Origin of the sequence: Asanoa iriomotensis, from assembly GCF_016862515.1 — a bacterium.
Lineage (GTDB): Bacteria > Actinomycetota > Actinomycetes > Mycobacteriales > Micromonosporaceae > Asanoa > Asanoa iriomotensis.
Genome location: NZ_BONC01000030.1, coordinates 83,837 through 99,713 on the forward strand (window position 1 = coordinate 83,837; position 15,877 = coordinate 99,713).

The following is a 15,877-nucleotide window of genomic DNA, read 5'->3' on the forward strand; positions in this document are numbered from 1 at the left end:
GTGGAATGACGTGGGACAATTCGACCGCGCTCAAACCCTCGGCACATGTGGACACCTTCTGCCGCGACCACCTCCCGCCCGCCGACCAGTGGCCTGAGATGGTCTTCGAGCTCGACGACGTGCGCTACCCCGACCGGGTCAACTGCGCCGTCGAGCTCCTCACACACGACTCCGACCGCCTCTGCCTGCTGACGCCCGACGGCGAACAATGGACCTACGCCGACCTGCAAACCGCGAGCAACCGGATCGCCGACCTCCTGACCCGCGTCCACGGGCTCGTCCCGGGCAACCGCGTGCTGCTGCGCGGCCCCAACAACCCCTGGCTCGCCGCGTGCTGGTTCGCGGTGCTCAAGGCCGGCGGCGTGGTGGTCACGACGATGCCACTGCTGCGCCCGGCCGAGCTGACCGCCGTCGCCGAGATCGCCCGGGTCGACCTCGCGCTGTGTGACCCCAGGTTCGTCGACGACCTGCGGCTGGCCCGCCTCGGTGCCGCATCGATCGTCACCTATGAAGAGCTGGTCGGGGGAGCGGACCACTTCGACGCCGTCGAGACCTCGGCCGACGACGTCGCCCTGCTCGCCTTCACCTCCGGGACCACCGGCCAGCCGAAGGCGACCATGCACTTCCACCGCGACGTCCTGGCCATCGCCGACACGTTCTCGCGCCACCTCGTGGGGCCACGACCCGACGACATCTTCACGGGCACGCCGCCGCTGGCGTTCACGTTCGGGCTCGGCGGGCTGCTGGTGTTCCCACTGCGGGCAGGCGCCGCCACCCTGCTGATCGAGCGGGCGACGCCGGACGAGCTGGCCGACCTGATCGAGCGCCACGCGGTGACCGTCTGCTTCACCGCGCCGACGGCCTATCGGGCGATGCTGCGGGCCGGGCGGCTGGAGCGGCTGCGCAGCCTGCGTCGCGCGGTCTCGGCCGGCGAGCACCTGCCGGCGTCCACCTGGCGCGACTTCTTCGCCGCGACCGGCGTGCGGCTGATCGACGGCATCGGCTCCACCGAGATGCTGCACGTGTTCATCTCGGCGGCCGACGACGACATCCGGCCGGGCGCGACGGGCAAGGAGGTGCCCGGTTACCGGGCGGCGGTCCTCGACGACGACGGCAACCCGGTGCCGCCCGGCACTCCGGGGCGGCTGGCGGTCAAGGGCCCCACCGGCTGCCGCTATCTCGACGACCCGCGCCAGGCGGCGTACGTCCACAATGGTTGGAACTTCACCGGCGACACCTATCTGCGGGACGAGGACGGCTACTTCCACTACCTGGCGCGGCGCGACGACATGATCGTGTCGTCGGGTTACAACATCGCCGGCCCCGAGGTCGAGGAAGCGCTGGTGGGTCATCCGGCGGTCAGCGAGTGCTGCGTCGTGGGCGCACCCGACCCGGAGCGGGGGCAGATCGTCAAGGCCTACGTGGTGCTGCGCGACGGCGCCGCCGGCTCGCCCGCGCTGGTCGCGGAGCTGCAGGACTTCGCGAAGCGCCAGATCGCTCCCTACAAATATCCGCGCGCCGTCGAGTTCATCGCGAGCCTGCCGCGGACGAGCACGGGCAAGATCCAGCGGTACGTGCTGCGCCAGCGATCATCCACCGTGGAGCCCGCATGAGGGTCGCGGTGGTCGGCGGCGGGCCCGGCGGCCTCTACTTCGCCGCCCTCGTCCGGCAGCTCGGCGTGGCCGACGAGGTCACCGTCTGGGAGCGCAACGCCGCCGACGACACGTTCGGCTTCGGCGTCGTGTTCTCCGACGAGACGCTCGGCGGCATCGAGCACGCGGACCCGCGGATCCACGGCGAGATGGAGCGCGAGTTCGCCCGCTGGGACGACATCGACGTCCACTTCCGCGGCGAGGTGCTGACCAGCGGCGGCCACGGCTTCGCCGCCATGGGCCGCAAGCGGCTCCTCCAGATTCTCCAGGAGCGGTGCCGCGAGCTGGGCGTCGACCTCCGGTTCGCCACGGCGGCGCCGGATGTCGAGGAGCTGCGGGCGTCCTACGACCTCGTGGTCGCGAGCGACGGAGTGAACTCGACCGTTCGGAACCGCTATGCCGACGTGTTCCGCCCGACCGCGGAGACCCGGCGGTGCCGCTACATGTGGCTCGGCACCGACCTGGTCTTCGACGCGTTCAAGTTCTACGTGAAGGAGACGCCGCACGGCGTCATGCAGGTCCACGGCTACCCGTTCGACGCCGGGACGAGCACGTTCATCGTCGAGATGACCGAGCAGGTCTGGCGGCGGGCCGGCTTCGACGCGTTCGCGGGCCGCGCGTTCCGGCCGGGTGAGTCCGACGAGAAGTCGGTGGAGCTGGTCCGCGAGCTGTTCCACGACGTCCTCGGCGACGCCGCGCTGCACCTCAACAACTCCCGCTGGCTCAGCTTCGTGACGATCCGCAACGAGCGCTGGCGGCACGAGAACGTGGTGCTGCTCGGCGACGCGGCACACACCGCACACTTCTCCATCGGGTCGGGCACCAAGCTGGCGATGGAGGACGCCCTCGCGCTGGCCGCGTGCCTGGGCGAGCACCCGCTGGGTCGGGCGTTGACGGCCTACGAGGAGGAGCGCCGGCCCGTGGTCGTGTCGACGCAGCGGGCCGCGCAGGCGAGCCTGGAGTGGTTCGAGCACCTCGGCCAGTATGTCGACCAGCACCCGCGCCAGTTCGCGTTCAACATCATGACGCGCAGCCGCCGGGTCACGCACGAGAACCTGCGGCTGCGCGACCCGGAGTTCGTCGAGGCGGTCGACACCTGGTTCGCGGCACACGAACAGGCCCGCGGCAACGGCGACGGCGAGGCGCGCCCGCCGATGTTCCAGCCGTTCCGGCTCCGCGGTCTGGAGCTGGCCAACCGGGTGGTCGTGTCACCGATGGACATGTACTGCGCCCAGGACGGCCTGCCCGACGACTTCCACCTGGTGCACCTGGGCGGCAAGGCCCTCGGCGGCGCGGGCCTGGTGATGACCGAGATGGTCTGCGTCTCGCCGACGGGCCGGATCACGCCCGGCTGCACGGGCCTCTGGACCGACGAGCAGGCGGCGGCCTGGCGCCGGATCACGTCGTTCGTGCACGACCGGTCGCCCGCGAAGATCGGGGTGCAGCTCGGGCACTCGGGCCGCAAGGGCTCCACCAGGCTGATGTGGGAGGGGATGGACGAACCGCTCCCGGAGGGCAACTGGGAGGTGGTCGGGCCGTCGCCGCTGCCGTACCGGCCGGGTGTCAACCAGGTCCCGCGCGAGCTGTCGCCGGCCGACCTGGCGGAGATCCGCGAGCAGTTCGTGGCGGCGACGCGGCGCGCGGCGTGGGCCGGCTTCGACCTGCTGGAACTGCACTGCGCGCACGGCTACCTGCTGTCGTCGTTCATCTCACCGCTGACCAACGAGCGGACCGACGGCTACGGCGGCAGCCTGGCCAACCGCCTGCGCTTCCCGCTGGAGGTCTTCACGGCGATGCGCGCGGCGTGGCCACCGGACCGGCCGATGAGCGTGCGCATCTCGGCGACGGACTGGTGCGCCGGCGGCGTCGACGCCGACGACGCGGTCGCGATCGCCCGGGCCTTCGCCGCCGCGGGCGCGGACATCATCGACGTCTCGACGGGCCAGGTGGACCCGGCGGAACGGCCGGCCTTCGGCCGCTCCTACCAGACCCCGTTCGCGGACCGCATCCGCAACGAGACAGGCATCGCCACGATGGCGGTCGGCGTCATCTCGTCGTACGACGACGTGAACTCGATCCTGCTCGCGGGCCGCGCGGACCTGTGCCTGGTCGGCCGCGCCCACCTCTACGACCCACACTGGACGTTGCACGCGGCGGCCGAGCAGGGCTACGCGGGCCCTGGCGCCAACTGGCCGCAATCGTGGCAGGCCGGCTCCCGCCGCCCACAGACTGGCCGCACCGACGGCCCGCGCCCGCGCCTGGACCTCATCCGCACAGGCGAGCCCCAAACCCAACACCGCCGCTGGCGCCCCGGCGTGTAGGGCCACCTCCGAGTGCGCGGTGAGGAAGTCGGCTGCGCCCACGATGTCGGCACCCGCCCGGTCGATCGGCAAGCCGGCCACCAGCCGGCCGGCGGTCCTGGACAGGCAATAGCCTGACCGGATGTCTCTGCCGGCACGGGTGCGGGCGGCCACGCGGCTTGCCGCGCGCCATGGGTTTCCGCATTCGAGCGTTCCCGCGCACGGCCGTCTCCTGCGGGTCCTCGCTGGCGGGGTCCCGCCCGGCGGCGTGATCGGGGAGACCGGCACCGGCTACGGCGTCGGGCTCGCCTGGCTGGCGGCCGGGGCCGCGCCAGGCGTGCGGCTGGTCAGCGTCGAACGCGACCCCGACCGCGCCCGCGCCGCGGCCGCGCTGTTCGACGGCGCCGCCATGGTCCACATCGGAGACTGGACCGAGCTGCGCGACCACGGCCCCTTCGACCTGCTCGTGCTCGACGGCGGTGGGCACGGCAAGACCGAGGCTGCCGGCTTCGCCGAGCCGGCCGACTGGCTTCGGATCGGCGGCAGCGTCGTCGTCGACGACTTCACGCCGAGCACCGACTGGCCGCCGCGGCACGGCGGCGAGGTCGACCACGCACGCCTGCGCTGGCTCGACCACCCGCGCCTGCGCGCCACCCAGCTCCGCGTAGCGCCCGGCCTGGCCGTCGTCGTCGGCACCAGGGTCAGTTGAGGACCTCGTAAGTCAGGTGGGTCGCGTGCGGTGAGACCACCACGTCGCGCTGGCGCAGGCGGGGTGGTGGCTGGTCGCCCGGGCGGAACAGCGGCGTGCCGCCGCCGGTCAGGAACGGTGCGAGGTGGATGCGCAGTTCGTCGGCCAGGCCCAGGAGGACGCTCTGGCGCACGACGTCGGCACCGCCCATCACCACGACCGTGCGGTCGCCTGCCGCCTTGCGGGCCTTGCCCACCGCCTCGCAGATGTCGGTCGCGAAGCTGACCCGCTCACCCAGTCGCCACGACGCCGGCGGCGAGTGCGTCACCACGACCACCGGCGGGCCGCCGGTCGCGTGGTCGGTGCCCGCGCCGTAGCCGACCTCGCCCGTCCAGCCGTGCGGGCCGTCGACGAAGTCGAACAGGTGGCGGCCCATCACGACCGCGCCCGTCTCGTCGACGCCGCGGCACAGGATCTCGGAGTCGACGGGGTGCCCGGCGAAGACCCAGCCGTGGATCGCATCACCGCCGACGCCCAGGCCGTGCTCGACATCGGCGCCCGGTGCGGTCACATAGCCGTCGAGTGAAATGGAGATGTCAGCGACAACCTTCCCCATATCGGACTAGCCTACGCCCACCCGATCCGGCTGCGGAGCGCGCGGTGCGGGGATGGCGGCGGGCCGGCGGCGACGCCGCAAAAGGCGCATCGCGGGCGCTTCGACATAGCGGTGCAAAGGCATGGCGACCGCGTACGAGACGACCAGGAACCCGAGGCCCAACGGCACCGCCTGCCACGCGGGATAGTCGTGCGACCGGCCGAGGTACGTCATCACGGTCGTGATGATCGTCAGATGCACCAGGAAGAAGGCGTACGACGCGTCGCCGAGCCGGACCAGCGCCGGGTGCCGCCACACCGACCGCGCGCCGGTCAGGTCCGCGGTCGCCGCGGCCGGGATCAGCAACGCGGTCGTGGCCAGCACGGCAGCGGTGTCCCGCACCTGGTGCGGCAACAGGTTGACGGCCAGGTAGTTGGCGACGAACAGGCCGGTCGCGACCGGCAACCCGGGCCCGCGCCACGCACCTGAGCGCACCAGCAGCGCGAGCGCGATGCCGAGCGCGAACTCGACACCGCGGGTGACCGGCAGGATGTAGACGAACCACCGCTGGTAATCAGGGTCGACCCACAGGTGCGCGATCAGCGGCATGAGCAGCCCGAGCGCGACCAACCCGATCGCCGCGACCGCGAGCGCCCGGCCCGCCAGGTGGCGCAGCAGGGGATAGAGCAGCGGGAACGCGGCATAGAACGCGATCTCGCAGGAAAGCGACCAGGCGACCGGGTTGATGCCGAGGTAGGTGACGTCGTCCGGGAACCAGGCCTGCACGAGGAACACGCTCGTGGTCAGGTTGTGGCCGTTGACCTGGTTCATCCGGTTGCCGACCGGGTCGATGAGGTCGCCGACCCACTTCGAGGCGACCGCGAGTGCCAGCGCGACCAGGTAGGCGGGATAGATCCGCAGGAAGCGGCCGGCGAAGAACCGCCCGAGCCCCCGCCCGGGAGCAGGACCGTCGCCGCGCGCCGCCCAGGTCAGCACGAAGCCCGAGAGCACGAAGAAGAACGAGACGCCGAGGTCACCGGGGTCGAGCAGCAGGTGCCCGAGATCGTGCGCGAAGCCGCCGACCGGGATGAACGAGTAGGCGTGGACGCCGAACACGAGCAGCGCCGCGGCGAAGCGCAGCCCGGTCAGCGAGGGCAGACGGGGGGCGGTGGCAGCCCTGGGGGAGTCGGGCATAGAAAGGCGACCCTATCGGGGCCTTCGACCCCCCGCATCCCGAGAGCCCGGTTTGTGGAGTAGCCCTCACTCACCCGTTAGGGCGGCGCCGCCACCACACGAGGCCGACCAGGCCGGCGACGACGACACCTACCACTGCGATCACTGCGGCGATTACACCCGTCGACACGCCGCTCTCGGAGGAGATCGGCACGACGGCCGCCGCGGCCGACGGCTCGACGGCGGCAGACGGCACCACAGAAGGCGCTGCCGAGGGAGAAGCCGGCGGCGTCGTCGCCACGGGTGGCTGCGCCTTGTTGCTGAACGCGTACTCACCCTTGATGGTGTGTCCGTCCGCGGACACGGTCTCCCAGCGGACCGTGACCGCCCCCAGCGGCAGCGGCGACACCGGCGCGGTGATGGTCTTGTCGAGCGCCTCCGCGTCGCCGGTCCGGTAGTCGTCGCCGTCCGCGCCGATCACCTCGACCTTGGTGCCGGCCTGCTTGATCAGCCCGCTGAAGGTCAGCGTGACCGCCGAGATCGGCTTGGTCACGGATGCCTTGGCCGCGGGCACCGCCTTGGCCAGCTTGGTGTGCGCCGACGCCGGCGTGGCGGGCGCGACGACCACGATCAGCCCCACGAACAGGGCGGCCAGGGCGGCGGCATGACGGCGCATCGATCCTCCGGGTTGGGCTCCCGACACGGTAGCCGTTCGCCCCGGCCTGGGCGGAGTCAACCGACTGTCGGAAGAATGCGGGAACTTTCCGCCTCACCCCGACGACTGGTGTGACGTCGGGCGGATGGTTAGCGCTGGTGACCGTGTGGAGGAGTCACTGAGTGATCGACTCGACGACCTGGAGTGGTGGCTGCGCATGCTGCGCCGTCCGGTCGTCGACCTGTTCGTGCCCGGGCTGCCACCGGACCGGATCACCCGGTACGGCCCGCTGCCGCCCGTCGTCGTCGAATGGTTCACCTGGCACGACGGCGTGACCCGCGGCCCGGCCCAGGACCATCGGGACGTCGAGGTCATCCCGGGGTACGTGCCGCTGGCGCTCGCCGAGGCCATCGGGATGCGCCACGCGCACGACGACGATCCGGTGCTCGCACTCGGTGACGGCTGGCTCCCGCTGCTGGCCTCGGCGGAGGGCGATCTGTTCGCCGCGCTGTGGGCCGGCCCGCACGAGCCCCGGGTCGTCGAGATCCGCTCCGGCGAGGCGACCCGGATCGAGTTTCCCGACCTGCCGACGATGGTGAAGCTGTTCGTGGAGTGCTTCCGCAGTGGCGGCTTCACGGTCGACTCCGAGGGCCGGCTCTCCGCCGACCAGGCCCGCTACGAGGATCTCTATGCCGAGCTCATCGGTAGCTGACCCGGTGCGGCTGGAGCGGGACAGTTGGGAGGACGGCCGCGCCGGCCACCTGGCCGACGCCGCGCCGACCGTCGCCGACCTCGAGGCCGCGGTGCGGGCGCTGGACCAGCGGCGGCACACCGAGGTCGTGGTGACCGGCCACGACGGCCAGTGGCTGGCGATCGCGGGCGGCGCCGGCAGTTACACGGTGCACCTGGGCGCCGACGAGCACGACGACGCGATCGTCGTGCGGGCCGCGGACGCCCTGCCGGGCGAGGTGCCGCTCGTCGTCGCCGGCCGGGTCCGCCGGGTGCCGCGGCGCGAGGTCGTCGACCTGGACACCGCCCTGCGGGCGCTGCGCGCGTTCGCGGCGGACGGCCACCCCGACGCCGGTCTCCACTGGGAGTCAGGCTGAGACGGTGACGGCCTCGGTGGCCGGCTTGCGCTCGTCGAGGCGCACCAGCGCGACGCCCGCGATGATCAGCGCGCCGCCGAGGATCTGGACGGCCGTGGGCAGTTCGTCGAGCACGAGCCAGGCGATCAGGACCGCGAAGAGCACCTCGGTGAGGCCGACGAACGAGGAGAGGCGGGCGCCGAGGGCGCGGGCCGCGGCGATGCCGGCCACGTAGGCCACCACGGCCGCCACCAGCGACAGCCCGGCGACCGGCAGCAGCCAGCTCACCTGCTGCCCACCCAGGCTGACCTGGCCGAACGACGCGTGCGTCGGCAGCAGCCCGGTCGCACCGAGCACCGCCAGCAGCACCGCGCCGACGGCCATGCCGCCGGTGGCCAGGGCCAGCGCCGGCACCTCGTCGTCGCCGGAGTCGCGGGCGCCGAGCACGAAGTAGGACGCCAGCCCGAGGCCGGCGAACAGGCCCCAGGCCACGCCGGCCAGGGACAGTCGCGCGCCGCCGCTCAGGTCGAGCACGAGGACCAGGCCGACGATCGCCGTGACCGCGCCGGCGGCGGTCAGCGCCCGTGGCCGCTGGCCGTGCACCGCCCACATCCAGAAGACGACCAGCACCACACCCAGGTATTCCAGGAGCAGCGCGACGCCGACCGGCAGGTAGCGGATCGCGTTGAAGTAGCCGACCTGCGCCGCGCCGACGCCGAGCACGCCGAACAGCGCGATGCCGGTCAGGTTGCGCCGGACCGAGCCCCAGCGGCCGCGCAGCAGGAGAGCGGCCGGCACGGCGAGCACGACCGCGGCGACGCCGATCCGGGTCGCCACCGCGGCCGGCGCCGACCAGCCGGCGTCGAGCAACGCCCGCGCGAACGGGCCCGACGTGCTGAACGTCGACGCGGACAGCAGCGCGAACAGCAGGCCGAGCGAGCGGGCGGGTGGCATGGGCGTCCCCTGTCATGACCAAAGCGGTTTACACTGATGACGCTAGGTGGTGCGAGTGACAGGGGTCAAGATGGTTTTCGCCCATGACACAGAGTCGGCCCTCGTGCAGGCCGCGGCCCTGGTCAACACGCCGCTGGACGACATCGCCGCGCTCGACGCCTTCCTCCGCGACCACCCCGACAGCGGCGTCCGGGCGGGCACCCGGCGGGAGCTCGACGAGGTGCGCGCCCTGCGGCCCCGGTTCCGCCGGTTCTGGGAGCTCGACGAGGACGAGTTGGTCGAGACCGTCAACGCGCTGTTGCGCGAGAGCAACCCGTTGCCGCAACTCGTCCGGCACGACGACTGGCCGTACCACCTGCACGCGATCTCCCGGGACGCGCCGCTCGCCGAGCGGATGACGGTCGAGGCCGCGATGGCGCTGGTCGACGTCGTGCGCGCCGAGGCGCTCGACCGCTTGCGCGTCTGCGCGTACCCCGGTTGCGGCAACGTCCTGGTCGACCTGTCCAAGAACCGCTCGAAGCGGTTCTGCGACGGGGGTTGCGGCAACCGCGCCGCGGTGAGTGCCTACCGGGCACGCCGGGCGGCCTTGATCCAGTCACCGGAGCCGTAATACCGTTCATCGATGTCGCGTAAGACAGGCAAGCCGTCGTACGTCCGCCAGGCCGAGCAGGCACAGGCCCGCCGCGTCCCGTTGGTGGGGTTCATCGCCGCCGTCGTGGCCGCCGCGTTGCTCGCCGGCCTCGCCGGTTTTCTGATCGGCCGCCCCGACTCCACCACGCGGGCGATCGACGAGATCAAGGCGCAGGAGGCGAAGCGTGACGTCGAGCAGATCAGGTCGCTGACGACCGTCGCCCGTTCGTCGCAAGAGGCGCTGACTCCGGTCCTCAACGCGTTCGACGCCGCGGTCGAGAGTGGTCAGCCGGCGGACGCCGCAACGGTCGGGAGCTGGCAGAAGACGGTCAAGGGCCTCGTCGACGCCCATTCCGAGAGCCCGTCCGGCACGACCGCGACCAACGTCGCCCGGGGCGGCTTCCGCGGGGCGATCTCGGACTTCACGACGGCGGTCGACCTGTACGCGGCCGCGGTCGCCGGCCCCGCGGAGCAGCGGGCGGGGCTCATCGCGATCGCCGTGCGGTCCCGCACCGGCGCCGCCACTGCCTGGTCGGTCGCCGCGGCACAGCTCGACCAGATCAATGTGGACGCCGGCCTCGGCCACCAGCACGTCTACCTGGAGACCGAGCAGGGCAGCGGCGCCTTCACCGCCGACGGCGAGGAAGAGGGCCACACCGGCGGATAGCCTCTTGCGCTGACGCATTCACATCCCTAGTGTCTTCAATCACAGTCCTTTGTGAAACGTTTCATGACCTGGAGGGGCGATGCTGGCGCTGCGCGGGGTGAGCAAGTCGTTCGGCGCCGTGGCGGCGTTGCGCGACGTCGACCTCGACCTCGTGACCGGCGAGGCGCACGCGCTCGTCGGCGAGAACGGTGCGGGCAAGTCGACGCTGGTGAAGATCCTCGCGGGCGTGCACCCGCCCGACACCGGGACGATCCTGCTCGACGGCGGGCCGGTCACGTTCGGCGGCCCCGCCGACGCGCGCGCGGCCGGCATCGCGGTGATCTACCAGGAGCCCACGCTCTTCCCCGACCTGTCGGTCGCGGAGAACATCTTCATGGGCCGGCAGCCACTGCGCTCGCTGCGCCGGATCGACACCGCCGCGATGCGTGCCCGGACCCGGGAGCTGTTCGACCGGCTCGGCGTGCGGCTCGACCCGGACCGGCCGGCGCGCGGGCTCTCGATCGCCGACCAGCAGCTCGTCGAGATCGCGAAGGCGCTGTCCACCAACGCCCGGCTGCTGGTCATGGACGAGCCGACCGCCGCGCTGTCGGGTGTGGAGGTCGAGCGGCTGTTCGCGGTCGCCCGTTCCCTGCGCGACGGCGGCGCCGCGGTGCTGTTCATCTCGCACCGCTTCGACGAGGTGTTCGCGCTGTGCGAGCGCATCACCGTGATGCGTGACGGCCGCCGGGTCGACACCGCGCCCGCCGCCGAGCTGACCGTGGACCAGGTGGTCCGCAAGATGGTCGGCCGCGACGTCGCGACGCTGTTCCCGAAGGTCGACACCACGCCGGGCGAGGTGCGGCTCGAGGTGGCGGGATTGACCAGGCACGGCTTCTTCGACGACGTCAGCTTCGCGGTGCGCGGCGGCGAGATCGTCGCGCTGGCCGGGCTGGTCGGCGCCGGCCGCAGCGAGGTCGTGCGGGCCGTGTTCGGTGTGGACAAGCCGGACGCCGGCGAGGTCCGGGTCGACGGCAAGCCGCTGCCGCCCGGCGACACCCCGGCCGCGATCGCCGCCGGCCTCGCCCTGGTCCCCGAGGATCGCCGCCAGCAGGGCCTGGTGATGGAGCTGTCGGTCGAGCGCAACACGACGCTGCCACGCCGATGGTCGCTGGCGAGAGCCGGCCTGTTGTTCGGCGGCGCCGAGCGCCGCGCCGCCGCGACCTGGACGCAACGCCTGCAGGTCAAGGCGGGCCGCCCGACCGACCCGGTCGCGACGCTGTCGGGTGGCAACCAGCAGAAGGTGGTCCTCGCGAAATGGCTGTCCACCCAGCCCCGGGTGCTGATCGTGGACGAGCCGACCCGGGGGATCGACGTGGGTACGAAGGCCGAGGTGCACCGCCTGCTCTCGGAGCTGGCGGCCGACGGGGTGGCGGTGTTGATGGTTTCGAGCGAGCTGCCCGAGGTGCTCGGGATGGCCGACCGGGTGCTGGTCATGCACGAGGGCCGGCTGGTCGCCGACATCCCGCGGGCCACCGCCGACGAGGAGTCGGTGATGGTCGCCGCGACGGGAGCACGGCCGTGACCGCCCCGACCGCGGCCGTGCACCGCGTCTTCGTGGTCCGCGAGCTGGGCATCGCACTGGCCCTGGTGCTGCTCGTCGGCGTGACGTTCGCGGTCAACACCCGGTTCCTGTCCGCGCAGAACATCAAGGACCTGCTGCTCAGCTCCACGATCCTGGCGATCCTCGCGGTCGGCCAGGCGATCGTGATCATCACCCGCAACGTGGACCTCTCGGTCGGCTCGATCCTCGGCCTGGCCGCCTTCGCCACCGGCGCGCTGTTCCAGAGCACGCCCGGCATGCCCATCCCCGTCGCGCTGCTGATCGGCATCGCGCTCGGCGCCGCCTGCGGCGCGGTCAACGGCGGCCTGATCGCCGCCGCCCGGGTGCCGGCCCTGGTGGTCACCCTCGGCACCCTCTACGTCTTCCGCGGCCTCGACTACACCTGGGCCACCGGCCGGCAGATCAACGCGGCCGACATGCCCGCCGGCTTCCTCAAGCTCGGCACGCAGTCGGTGCTCGGCATCCCGGTGCTCGCGCTGTTCGCGGTCGTGGTGCTGGTCGGCGCCGGCGTGTTCCTGCGCTCCTACCGCAGCGGCCGCGAGCTCTACGCGATCGGCTCCGACCCGGATGCCGCCCGCCTCTACGGCGTACCCGTCGGGCGTCGGGTCTTCTGGGCCTTCGTCACCAGCGGCGCGCTGGCCGGCCTCGCGGGCGTCCTGCACGCGGCCCGGTTCGGCACGATCGACGCGAACGCCGGCCTCGGCCAGGAGCTCAACGTGGTCGCCGCGGTGGTGGTCGGCGGCGTCGCGATCTTCGGCGGCAGCGGCTCGGTCTATGGCGCGGCGCTGGGCGCGGTGCTGCTGACCACGATCGGCAGCGCCCTGCCGGTGCTCGGCATCAACCCGTTCTGGCAGCGCGCCGCGGTCGGCGTGCTGATCCTGGCCGCGATCGGCCTGGACCGTTCGCTGGCGGTGCGGATGGCCCGCCGGCTCCGAGGAGGTGCCGGCCGTGGCCGTTGAGACGCAGCCGATCACCCCGCCCCGCCCACGGGCCCGGGCCCGCGGCGTGCTCGGCTCGTGGGACCTGCTCGTGCTGGTCGCCCTCGCGCTCGTGATCGTCGTCGGCAGCATGACCATCGACGGGGTCGGCAACCCGCGCTTCTACCGGTTCGTGATCCTCGAGGCGATCCCGATCGCACTGATCGCGCTGCCTATGACGCTGATCGTCATCACCGGCGAGATCGACCTGAGCGTCGCCAGCACGGTCGGCCTGACCTGCAGCGTGCTCGGGCAGCTATGGCACGCCGGCGTGACCTCGCTGCCCCTGCTGATCGCGATCAGCCTCCTGCTCGGCGCGGTGCTGGGCGCGGTCAACGGCATCTTCGTCACGGTGTTCGGGCTGCCGTCGCTCGCGGTCACGATCGGCACGCTGGCGCTCTACCGGGGCCTCGCGTACGTCGTCCTCGGCGACCGCGCGATCGCGGACTACCCGGTGGACTGGACGCGCGACATGATCGCCCCGATCCCCGGCACGGTGATCCCGTGGTTCGTGCTCGTGGTGGCGGTGCTGGCGCTGTTGTTCGGGGTGCTGCTGCACGCGACACCGGTCGGGCGGGCGCTCTACGCGATCGGCAACAACGCCGAGGCGTCCGCGTACTCCGGGATCGCGGTCATGCGCACCAAGTTCTGGCTGTTCGTGGCGACAGGTGTGGTCGCCGCTTTGGCGGGCGTCTTCTGGACGTTCCGGTTCGCGTCTGCCCGGGCCGACAACGCCAACGGCATCGAGCTGTCGGTGGTGGCGGCGGTGCTGCTGGGCGGCGTGTCCATCTTCGGCGGTCGCGGCGGCCTGCTCGGTGTGGTCGCCGCGGTCGCGCTCCTCGGCACTCTGCGCAACGCGTTGCAACTGGCCGACGTCCCGGCCAACGCGTTGACGATCGTCACCGGAACGCTGCTCATCGCTTCCGTCGTCGGGCCCAACGTGGTGCGGATGGCACGCGGGCGGCTGCGTCGACGACCCCCTGAGGAAAGGACCCAACCATGAGGATCACAGGTGTACGCGTCGTCGCCGCGACCGTCCTCGCCGCGCTGACGCTGGCCATGGGCGCCTGCGCCGACGACGGCGGTGACGCCGGCACCGGTTCGGGCAGCGGCGACACCGCCAACGCCGACGGCACCATCAAGGAGGGACTGAAGATCGCCTTCCTGCCCAAGCAGGTGAACAACCCCTACTTCGAGACCTCGGACAACAAGGGCGGCAAGGTCGCCGTCGAGGAGTTCAAGGGCACGTACTCGCAGACCGGCCCGTCGGAGGCGAGCCCGTCGGCGCAGGTGTCCTACATCAACACCCTCTCGCAGCAGCAGACCGACGTGATCGTGGTGTCGGCCAACGACAAGGACGCGATCTGCGGCGCCCTGACCGAGGCCAAGACGGCCGGCGCGAAGATCGTCACGTACGACTCGGACACCAACCCGCAGTGCCGGGACGTGTTCGTCAACCAGGCGACCGCGGACGGCATCGCGAAGTCCCAGATCAAGCTCATCTCGGACGCGGTGGGTCCGGACGGCGGTGAGATCGCGATCCTGTCGGCGACGGCGAACGCGACCAACCAGAACGCCTGGATCGAGATGATGAAGACCGAGCTGGCCAAGCCGGAGTACGCGAAGCTGAAGCTGGTCGACACCGTCTACGGCGACGACCAGGACGAGAAGTCGTTCCAGGAGGCGCAGGGCCTGCTCGCCAAGCACCCGAACCTCAAGGGCATCATCTCGCCGACCACCGTCGGTGTGGCCGCGGCCGCCCGTTACCTGTCCGGGTCCTCGTACAAGGGGAAGGTGCAGTTGACCGGTCTCGGCACCCCCAACCAGATGCGCGCGTTCGTGAAGGACGGCACCGTCAAGGCGTTCGCGCTGTGGAACCCGGCGGACCTGGGCTACCTGGCGGCTTACGCCGGCGGTGCGCTGGCGTCGGGGATCATCACCGGCAAGGAAGGCGACAAGTTCAAGGCCGGCAAGCTCGGCGAGTACACCGTCGGTGCGAACGGCGAGGTCGTGCTGGGTGATCCGTTCACCTTCGAAGCGTCCAACATCGACCAGTTCGACTTCTGAGTCTCCTGTGGAGGGTGGCGTGCGCCGGATCTGTTTCACGCTCCAGGTGCGCCCTGAGCGCCTGGACGACTACCGGCGCCGCCACGCCGCGGTGTGGCCGGAGATGCTGGCCGCGCTGCGGTCCGCCGGCTGGCACGACTATTCGCTGTTCCTGCGGGACGACGGGCTGCTCGTCGGCTATTTCCTGACCGAGGACCTCTCCGCGTCGCTGGACGCGATGGAGGCGACGTCCGTGAACGCGCGGTGGCAGGCGGAGATGGCGCCGTTCTTCGCCGACCTGCCGGGCGGGCGGCCCGATCGGGGGTTCCTGGTGCTCGACGAGATCTTCCACCTGGAGGAGTCGTGACCGACGTGCGCGCGGCGTTGCGTGACCAGCGGATCGAGACGGCGTCGTGGGCGTTCGGCAACTCGGGCACGCGGTTCAAGGTGTTCGCGCAGGAGGGTGTGCCGCGGGATCCCTACGAGAAGATCGCTGACGCGGCGACGGTGCACCGGTTCACGGGTGTGGCGCCGACGGTGGCGTTGCACATTCCGTGGGACCGGGTTGACGACTACGCGGACCTGGCCGCCTATGCCAAGGAACGTGGGGTCGCGCTCGGGGCGATCAACTCCAACGTGTTCCAGGACGACGACTACAAGCTGGGCTCGGTGTGCCATCCGGATCCGGTCGTGCGTGCGAAGGCGTTGGCGCATCTGCTGGAGTGCGTCGACATCATGGACGCGACGGGGTCGCGTGATCTGAAGTTGTGGTTCTCGGACGGGACGAACTATCCGGGGCAGGACAGCATCCGTGCGCGGCAGGACCGGCTTTTTGCCGCGTTGTCGTCCGTGTAT

16 protein-coding genes and 1 pseudogene are annotated in these 15,877 nt (G+C 71.7%); 13 read left to right on the forward strand and 4 right to left on the reverse strand.

The genetic code is table 11. The features are described from left to right. Positions 1-5 precede the first annotated feature (5 nt). The 3 genes from Air01nite_RS21510 (at position 6) to Air01nite_RS21520 (ending at position 4,661) form a co-directional block, all read left to right on the forward strand. Positions 6-1,613, forward strand: coding sequence for an AMP-binding protein (locus Air01nite_RS21510; RefSeq protein WP_203704607.1), 1,608 nt, complete (start codon positions 6-8; stop codon positions 1,611-1,613). After that, entirely contained in the window at positions 1,610-3,973 is a 2,364-nt protein-coding gene (locus Air01nite_RS21515; protein ID WP_203704608.1) for a bifunctional salicylyl-CoA 5-hydroxylase/oxidoreductase, read from the forward strand. Before Air01nite_RS21510 ends, Air01nite_RS21515 begins: the two co-directional genes overlap by 4 nt. Positions 3,974-4,094: 121 nt before the next feature. Beyond that, the gene (locus Air01nite_RS21520; protein ID WP_203704609.1) at positions 4,095-4,661 is read left to right on the forward strand and encodes a class I SAM-dependent methyltransferase; all 567 of its coding nucleotides are present in this window, start codon (positions 4,095-4,097) and stop codon (positions 4,659-4,661) included. Here Air01nite_RS21520 and Air01nite_RS21525 read toward each other — a convergent pair. The 3 genes from Air01nite_RS21525 to Air01nite_RS21535 form a co-directional block, all read right to left on the reverse strand. Then, positions 4,654-5,256 (reverse strand): dihydrofolate reductase family protein, encoded by a 603-nt coding sequence (locus tag Air01nite_RS21525; RefSeq protein WP_203704610.1) that lies wholly within the window; start codon positions 5,254-5,256, stop codon positions 4,654-4,656. The genes Air01nite_RS21520 and Air01nite_RS21525 overlap by 8 nt on opposite strands. A gap of 6 nt (positions 5,257-5,262) precedes the next feature. Beyond that, a complete protein-coding gene (locus Air01nite_RS21530; protein ID WP_203704611.1) occupies positions 5,263-6,429 on the reverse strand; it encodes an acyltransferase family protein in 1,167 nt (388 codons plus the stop codon). Between the two features lie 70 nt (positions 6,430-6,499). After that, positions 6,500-7,084, reverse strand: coding sequence for a copper resistance CopC family protein (locus Air01nite_RS21535; protein ID WP_203704613.1), 585 nt, complete (start codon positions 7,082-7,084; stop codon positions 6,500-6,502). 145 nt (positions 7,085-7,229) lie between these two features. Between Air01nite_RS21535 and Air01nite_RS21540 the strand changes: the two genes are divergently transcribed. After that, complete coding sequence (locus Air01nite_RS21540; RefSeq protein ID WP_203704614.1) at positions 7,230-7,775, forward strand: SMI1/KNR4 family protein; 546 nt, start codon at positions 7,230-7,232, stop codon at positions 7,773-7,775. Further along, a complete protein-coding gene (locus Air01nite_RS21545) occupies positions 7,753-8,169 on the forward strand; it encodes an Imm1 family immunity protein (protein ID WP_203704615.1) in 417 nt (138 codons plus the stop codon). Before Air01nite_RS21540 ends, Air01nite_RS21545 begins: the two co-directional genes overlap by 23 nt. Here the strand turns inward: Air01nite_RS21545 and Air01nite_RS21550 are convergent. Continuing rightward, positions 8,161-9,102: an EamA family transporter gene (locus Air01nite_RS21550; protein ID WP_203704616.1), complete on the reverse strand. Its 942-nt coding sequence runs from the start codon at positions 9,100-9,102 to the stop codon at positions 8,161-8,163. The two genes, Air01nite_RS21545 and Air01nite_RS21550, sit on opposite strands and share 9 nt — an antisense overlap. Before the next feature lie 70 nt (positions 9,103-9,172). On the opposite strand from Air01nite_RS21550, the gene Air01nite_RS21555 reads away from it, so the two are divergent. The 8 genes and pseudogenes from Air01nite_RS21555 to Air01nite_RS21590 all read left to right on the forward strand — a co-directional run. Further along, the gene (locus Air01nite_RS21555) at positions 9,173-9,712 is read left to right on the forward strand and encodes a CGNR zinc finger domain-containing protein (RefSeq protein WP_203704627.1); all 540 of its coding nucleotides are present in this window, start codon (positions 9,173-9,175) and stop codon (positions 9,710-9,712) included. Positions 9,713-9,724: 12 nt separating this feature from the next. Next, entirely contained in the window at positions 9,725-10,399 is a 675-nt protein-coding gene (locus tag Air01nite_RS21560; RefSeq protein WP_203704617.1) for a hypothetical protein, read from the forward strand. 79 nt (positions 10,400-10,478) lie between these two features. Continuing rightward, positions 10,479-11,960 carry a sugar ABC transporter ATP-binding protein gene (locus Air01nite_RS21565; RefSeq protein ID WP_203704618.1) on the forward strand — a complete coding sequence of 494 codons (1,482 nt, stop codon included), beginning with the start codon at positions 10,479-10,481 and terminating at the stop codon, positions 11,958-11,960. Beyond that, positions 11,957-12,958, forward strand: a complete 1,002-nt coding sequence (locus tag Air01nite_RS21570; RefSeq protein WP_239090862.1) for an ABC transporter permease — start codon at positions 11,957-11,959, stop codon at positions 12,956-12,958. The genes Air01nite_RS21565 and Air01nite_RS21570 overlap by 4 nt, the downstream gene beginning before the upstream one ends. Then, positions 12,948-13,979, forward strand: coding sequence for an ABC transporter permease (locus Air01nite_RS21575; RefSeq protein WP_239090863.1), 1,032 nt, complete (start codon positions 12,948-12,950; stop codon positions 13,977-13,979). The genes Air01nite_RS21570 and Air01nite_RS21575 overlap by 11 nt, the downstream gene beginning before the upstream one ends. Next, on the forward strand, positions 13,976-15,043 hold the full coding sequence (gene rhaS, locus Air01nite_RS21580) for a rhamnose ABC transporter substrate-binding protein (RefSeq protein ID WP_203704619.1): 1,068 nt from the start codon (positions 13,976-13,978) through the stop codon (positions 15,041-15,043). Before Air01nite_RS21575 ends, rhaS begins: the two co-directional genes overlap by 4 nt. A 19-nt stretch (positions 15,044-15,062) precedes the next feature. Beyond that, positions 15,063-15,389 (forward strand): L-rhamnose mutarotase, encoded by a 327-nt coding sequence (locus Air01nite_RS21585; protein WP_203704621.1) that lies wholly within the window; start codon positions 15,063-15,065, stop codon positions 15,387-15,389. After that, a pseudogene (locus Air01nite_RS21590) lies at positions 15,386-15,877 on the forward strand (L-rhamnose isomerase); the annotation flags it as partial. The gene Air01nite_RS21585 and the pseudogene Air01nite_RS21590, both read left to right, overlap by 4 nt.